This is a genomic window from Citrobacter sp. wls716 (assembly GCF_005280975.1).
Lineage (GTDB): Bacteria > Pseudomonadota > Gammaproteobacteria > Enterobacterales > Enterobacteriaceae > Citrobacter > Citrobacter youngae.
Genome location: NZ_SZWX01000056.1, coordinates 1 through 5898, shown reverse-complemented (window position 1 = coordinate 5898; position 5898 = coordinate 1). Strand labels below are relative to the sequence as shown.

The following is a 5898-nucleotide window of genomic DNA, read 5'->3' as shown; positions in this document are numbered from 1 at the left end:
CCACGGGTTATCTGGCTAATCCGAAGGAGGTGTAAGATGGGAAGTGGATGGCATGAATGGCCGCTGATGATCTTCACTGTTTTCGGGCAGTGTGTTGTGGGTGGCTTTATCGTTCTGGCGCTGGCGCTGATGAAAGGGGACTTACGCCCTGATTCACAACAGCGTGTGATTGCCTGCATGTTTGGCCTGTGGGTATTGATGGGCATCGGTTTTATTGCTTCCATGCTTCATCTGGGCTCACCGATGCGGGCGTTTAACTCCCTCAACCGTGTCGGTTCTTCCGCGCTAAGTAACGAAATCGCCAGCGGCTCGATCTTCTTTGCCGTTGGTGGTATTGGCTGGTTACTGGCGGTGTTGAAAAAAATGTCACCAGCATTACGCAATCTGTGGTTAGTTCTCACCATGGTGCTGGGCGTAGTTTTTGTCTGGATGATGGTGCGCGTATATAACACTATTGATACGGTGCCTACCTGGTATAGTGTCTGGACGCCGATTGGGTTCTTCCTGACGCTGTTCATGGGAGGTCCGCTGCTGGGATATCTGCTATTACGCGTTGCCGGAATTGACGGCTGGGCTATGCGACTGCTGCCTGCTATTTCAGTGCTTGCGCTGGTTGTGAGCGGCATCATGTCCGTGATGCAGGGTGCCGAGCTGGCGACAATCCACAGCTCAATTCAGCAGGCATCTGCGCTGGTGCCCGATTACGGTTCGCTGATGGCATGGCGGATTGTGGCACTGGCTTTAGCGTTGTGCTGCTGGATTGTTCCGCAGGTGAAAGGTTACCAGCCGGCAATACCGCTGCTTTCCGTCGCGTTTATTCTGCTGTTAGTCGGTGAGCTGATTGGCCGCGGTGTGTTCTATGGTCTGCATATGACGGTCGGCATGGCGGTCGCCAGCTAACCTGAAAATGCCGAATGGCATCGCGCTTGTCCGGCCTACACATTACAGTACTGAACGTGTAGGTCGGATAAGGCGTTAATATGGTCATCCCACAAATAAAAGATGCCTATTATCCATGAATTTTTTCGACTGAACGTAGCGGGGCAATTTTGTTTTAGATCAATTAAAACAAATAGATGTATTTTCCCATTTTTTATCAATCCGCATTAAGAATCAGTAATACGAATCGATCCCCCTGAAAGCGCCTCAGGCCCCTGATTGCGCCGATTGACAATGTTTTTTGCAGTGGCATGATGCGCATGAAATTTGAACTTCCTCACGGTTTTTATTCATGTCCACCTATACCCGTCCCGTTATGCTATTGCTGTGCGGGCTGCTTCTGTTGACCCTGGCGATCGCCGTGTTAAACACGCTCGTCCCGCTTTGGCTCGCCCATGAAAATCTGCCAACCTGGCAGGTAGGAGTGGTCAGTTCGTCCTATTTCACCGGAAATCTGGTTGGGACGTTACTGACCGGGTACTTAATTAAACACCTCGGTTTTAACCGCAGCTATTACATAGCCTCGCTTATTTTTGCTGCGGGCTGTGTCGGACTGGGCGTCATGGTAGGTTTTTGGAGCTGGATGACCTGGCGTTTTATTGCGGGTATCGGTTGTGCCATGATCTGGGTGGTGGTGGAAAGTGCGTTGATGTGCAGCGGGACGTCGCGTAACCGTGGACGCTTACTTGCCGCCTATATGATGGTCTATTACGTAGGGACGTTTTTAGGACAATTATTGGTCAGTAAAGTCTCGACAGAATTAATGAATGTTCTGCCGTGGGTGACCGGCACTATCCTTGCCGGAGTATTACCGTTGCTCTTTACCCGCATTGTGAATCAGCAGGGTGATGAACAACAGTCAACCCCCATTGTCTCTATGCTGAAGCTTCGCCAGGCGCGTCTGGGCGTGAATGGCTGCATTATTTCCGGGATTGTGCTGGGGTCGCTGTATGGCCTGATGCCGCTGTACCTCAACCATCAGGGTGTCAGCAATGCCAGCATTGGTTTCTGGATGGCGGTACTGGTCAGTGCAGGTATTCTGGGACAATGGCCAATTGGTCGTCTGGCCGATAAGTTAGGTCGCTTGCTGGTTTTGCGCGTTCAGGTCTTTGTGGTGATCGTCGGGAGTATCGCTATGCTGAATCAGGCGGCAATGGCACCTGCATTGTTTATGCTGGGCGCGGCAGGTTTCACCCTTTATCCGGTTGCGATGGCCTGGGCCTGCGAGAAAGTAGAACATCATCAGTTGGTCGCTATGAACCAGGCATTGTTATTAAGCTATACCGTGGGTAGCCTGCTTGGGCCGTCATTTACCGCCATGCTGATGCAAAATTATTCTGACAGTTTACTGTTTATCATGATTGCCAGCGTATCGTTTATTTATTTACTGATGCTGCTGCGTAAGACAGGGCATACACCGAATTCTGTGGCGCATATCTGATTTGATTTAACAGGATAAAAACAGGTTCCCATACATGTTGTTTATGTATACTTTATGGGAGCCTGTTTTATTTAATCATCGCTATTCTTTCCTGAAAATAAAATGTGCAGAAGATTATAGTTTTACATTCTGCCGTTTCCGCTTGGCCATTTTACCGCGCATAATCCCTCGCTTCATTTATTGATTATCAAAAATAGCGTCTACGAAGGATCGCCAATGGCAAGTGTGCAGGAAAAACAATTGCGGTGGTACAACATCGCATTGATGTCTTTTATTACCGTATGGGGATTCGGCAACGTCGTAAACAACTATGCTAATCAGGGATTGGTGGTTGTTTCTTCATGGATATTTATTTTCGCCCTCTATTTTATCCCTTATGCACTGATTGTCGGACAACTTGGCTCCACGTTTAAAGACGGTAAGGGTGGGGTTAGTACATGGATTAAACACACAATGGGACCGGGACTGGCTTATCTCGCAGCGTGGACCTATTGGGTGGTGCATATCCCTTATCTGGCGCAAAAGCCACAGGCTATTCTGATTGCGCTGGGATGGGCGCTGAAAGGCGATGGTTCGCTGATTAAAGAGTACACCGTGGTGGCGTTGCAGGGGCTGACGTTAGCGCTGTTTGTCTTTTTCATGTGGGTTGCATCCCGTGGCATGAAATCGCTTAAAATCGTTGGATCGGTTGCGGGGATCGCGATGTTTGTGATGTCCATTCTGTATGTCGTAATGGCCGTCACCGCCCCGGCGATTACTGATGTGCAAATCGCCACAACCAATATCACCTGGGAATCTTTTATCCCGCACATCGATTTTACCTATATCACAACGATCTCGATGCTGGTCTTTGCGGTCGGTGGCGCGGAGAAAATCTCTCCATACGTTAACCAGACGCGTAACCCTGGCAAAGAGTTCCCGAAAGGGATGTTAGTTCTGGCGGTTATGGTGGCGGTGTGTGCGATCCTGGGTTCTCTGGCAATGGGGATGATGTTTGACTCTCAGCATATTCCTGATGACTTAATGACTAATGGCCAGTATTACGCTTTCCAGAAACTCGGGGAGTATTACGGCATGGGTAACACATTGATGGTTATTTATGCAGTTGCCAACACGTTAGGTCAAATTGCGGCTTTGGTGTTTTCTATTGATGCTCCGCTTAAAGTTTTACTGGGCGATGCTGATCGCAAATATATCCCTGAAAGCCTGTGTAAAACCAATGCCTCTGGTACACCGGTGAATGGCTATATTCTGACACTGGTGCTGGTGGCCATTTTGATTATGTTGCCAACGCTGGGTATCGGAGACATGAACAATTTGTATAAATGGCTACTGAATTTGAATTCAGTGGTGATGCCTCTGCGCTATCTGTGGGTGTTTGTGGCATTTATTGCCGTTATTCGTTTGGCGCATAAATATAAACCGGAATATGTCTTCATTCGTAACCGCTCTCTGGCGATGACGGTGGGAATTTGGTGTTTTGCGTTTACTGCGTTTGCTTGCCTCACGGGGATCTTTCCGAAAATGGAAGCCTTTACTCCAGAGTGGACATTCCAGCTCACATTGAACATTGTGACGCCGTTTGTGCTGGTTGGGCTGGGATTGATTTTCCCGCTGCTGGCAAGAAGAGGGCGTTAAGGGGAAATGTGGTGGGCAACAGGCTCGTTACCCACCACAAAGCTTAGTACATCACTTTGTGACCATACTGCTCAAGGATACCTTTCACGCGCTCCATGGTCTCTTTTTTCGGCGGCTTCACGCCGTCGAGTTTGTACTCTTCACCCATTGCCACCCATTTGTGTTTGCCAAGTTCGTGGTATGGCAGCAGTTCAATTTTTTCGACATTGCCCATATCACGGGTAAACTCGCCCAAACGGTGTGCTGAATCATCATCATCGGACCAGCCAGGCACGACAACGTAGCGGATCCACACTTTGATGTCTTTGTTAGACAGGTAACGAGCGAACTCCAGCGTACGATGGTTAGATACGCCGACCAGGTTCTGGTGGATCTCGTCGTTCATCTGTTTCAGATCGAGCATCACCAGGTCGGTGACTTCCAGCAGTTCATCAATCACTGGATCGTAACGGCGAACAAAACCGTTAGTATCAAGACAGGTATGAATCCCTTCTTTTTTACAGGCACGGAACCAGTCACGGACGAATTCAGCCTGGAGAATGGCCTCTCCGCCGGATGCCGTTACGCCACCACCGGATGCGTTCATAAAGTGACGATAGGTCACGACTTCTTTCATTAATTCATCGACGGTGACTTCTTTACCGCCGTGCGTATCCCATGTGTCACGGTTGTGGCAGTACAGGCAGCGCATCAGGCAGCCCTGGAAGAAGGTAATAAAACGGATGCCCGGGCCATCTACAGTGCCACAGGATTCAAAGGAGTGAATGCGACCAATAACTGACATTGCGGTGTTTCTCCAGGTGTGGCCCATCCGGGGCCAGTGTTAGTGCACAGTTATTAACTGTGTCGAGTCTGTTTTGGCTGTTATCCATACTTTTCGTCTTTCAAGCTGCATCTTTGTTAGCTTCCTTCGCTCACCCCAGTCACGTACTTCTGTACGTTCCAGGGGATTCACTCCGTTGCTGCCTCAATGCAACCTCGAAATCCATCGAGTCTATAAGTATAGATAGCTGACAAAGCAGGCTATTAAAAAGGCCCCACTTACGTGGAGCCTTTATTGTACGCTTTTTAAAGTACGATTTCAGTCAAAACCAATTACATGGTCTGAGTGAAGGTACGAGTAATAACGTCCTGCTGCTGTTCTTTAGTCAGGGAGTTAAAACGTACTGCGTAGCCAGAAACACGGATGGTCAGCTGCGGATATTTTTCCGGATGTTCCATCGCGTCCAGCAGCATTTCACGGTTCATGACGTTCACGTTCAGGTGCTGACCACCTTCGATGGACGCTTCATGGTGGAAGTAACCATCCATCAGACCAGCCAGGTTGGTCTTACGAACTTCGTCGTCTTTACCCAGTGCGTTCGGAACGATAGAGAAGGTGTAAGAGATACCATCTTTAGCGTAAGCAAACGGCAGTTTAGCAACAGAAGTCAGAGAGGCAACGGCACCTTTCTGGTCACGACCGTGCATTGGGTTAGCACCTGGGCCGAACGGTGCGCCAGCGCGACGACCGTCTGGGGTGTTACCGGTTTTCTTACCATAAACCACGTTAGAGGTGATGGTCAGAACAGACTGAGTCGGGATAGCGTTACGATAAGTAGTCAGTTTCTGAATTTTCTTCATGAAACGTTCTACCAGGTCAACCGCCATGTCATCAACGCGCGGGTCGTTGTTACCAAACTGCGGGTATTCGCCTTCGATTTCGAAGTCGATAGCCAGACCGTCTTCGTCACGAATCGGTTTAACTTTCGCATATTTGATTGCAGACAGGGAGTCAGCAGCAACGGACAGACCAGCGATACCACACGCCATGGTGCGGATAACGTCACGGTCGTGCAGCGCCATCAGAGAGGCTTCGTAGCTGTACTTGTCGTGCATGT

The 5898-nt window shown here is 49.3% G+C and carries 5 protein-coding genes; 3 read left to right on the top strand and 2 right to left on the bottom strand.

Features of this window, described 5'->3' with window-relative positions:
- The first annotated feature begins 36 nt into the window (after positions 1-36).
- The 3 genes from FDX24_RS21795 to FDX24_RS21785 all read left to right on the top strand — a co-directional run bounded on the left by FDX24_RS21795 (position 37) and on the right by FDX24_RS21785 (position 4018).
- Positions 37-900, top strand: a complete 864-nt coding sequence (locus FDX24_RS21795) for a dimethyl sulfoxide reductase anchor subunit family protein (RefSeq protein WP_005123569.1) — start codon at positions 37-39, stop codon at positions 898-900.
- Between the two features lie 331 nt (positions 901-1231).
- Positions 1232-2380: an MFS transporter gene (locus FDX24_RS21790; RefSeq protein WP_005123568.1), complete on the top strand. Its 1149-nt coding sequence runs from the start codon at positions 1232-1234 to the stop codon at positions 2378-2380.
- A 216-nt stretch (positions 2381-2596) separates the two neighbouring features.
- Entirely contained in the window at positions 2597-4018 is a 1422-nt protein-coding gene (locus tag FDX24_RS21785; RefSeq protein WP_137364903.1) for an amino acid permease, read from the top strand.
- A 43-nt stretch (positions 4019-4061) separates the two neighbouring features.
- Here FDX24_RS21785 and pflA read toward each other — a convergent pair whose 3' ends face one another.
- Both pflA and FDX24_RS21775 read right to left on the bottom strand, forming a co-directional pair.
- Positions 4062-4802, bottom strand: coding sequence for a pyruvate formate lyase 1-activating protein (gene pflA / locus FDX24_RS21780; RefSeq protein WP_003035751.1), 741 nt, complete (start codon positions 4800-4802; stop codon positions 4062-4064).
- Between the two features lie 311 nt (positions 4803-5113).
- Positions 5114-5898: pyruvate formate lyase family protein (locus FDX24_RS21775; RefSeq protein ID WP_305764201.1), on the bottom strand; the 785-nt coding region annotated here is incomplete at its 5' end.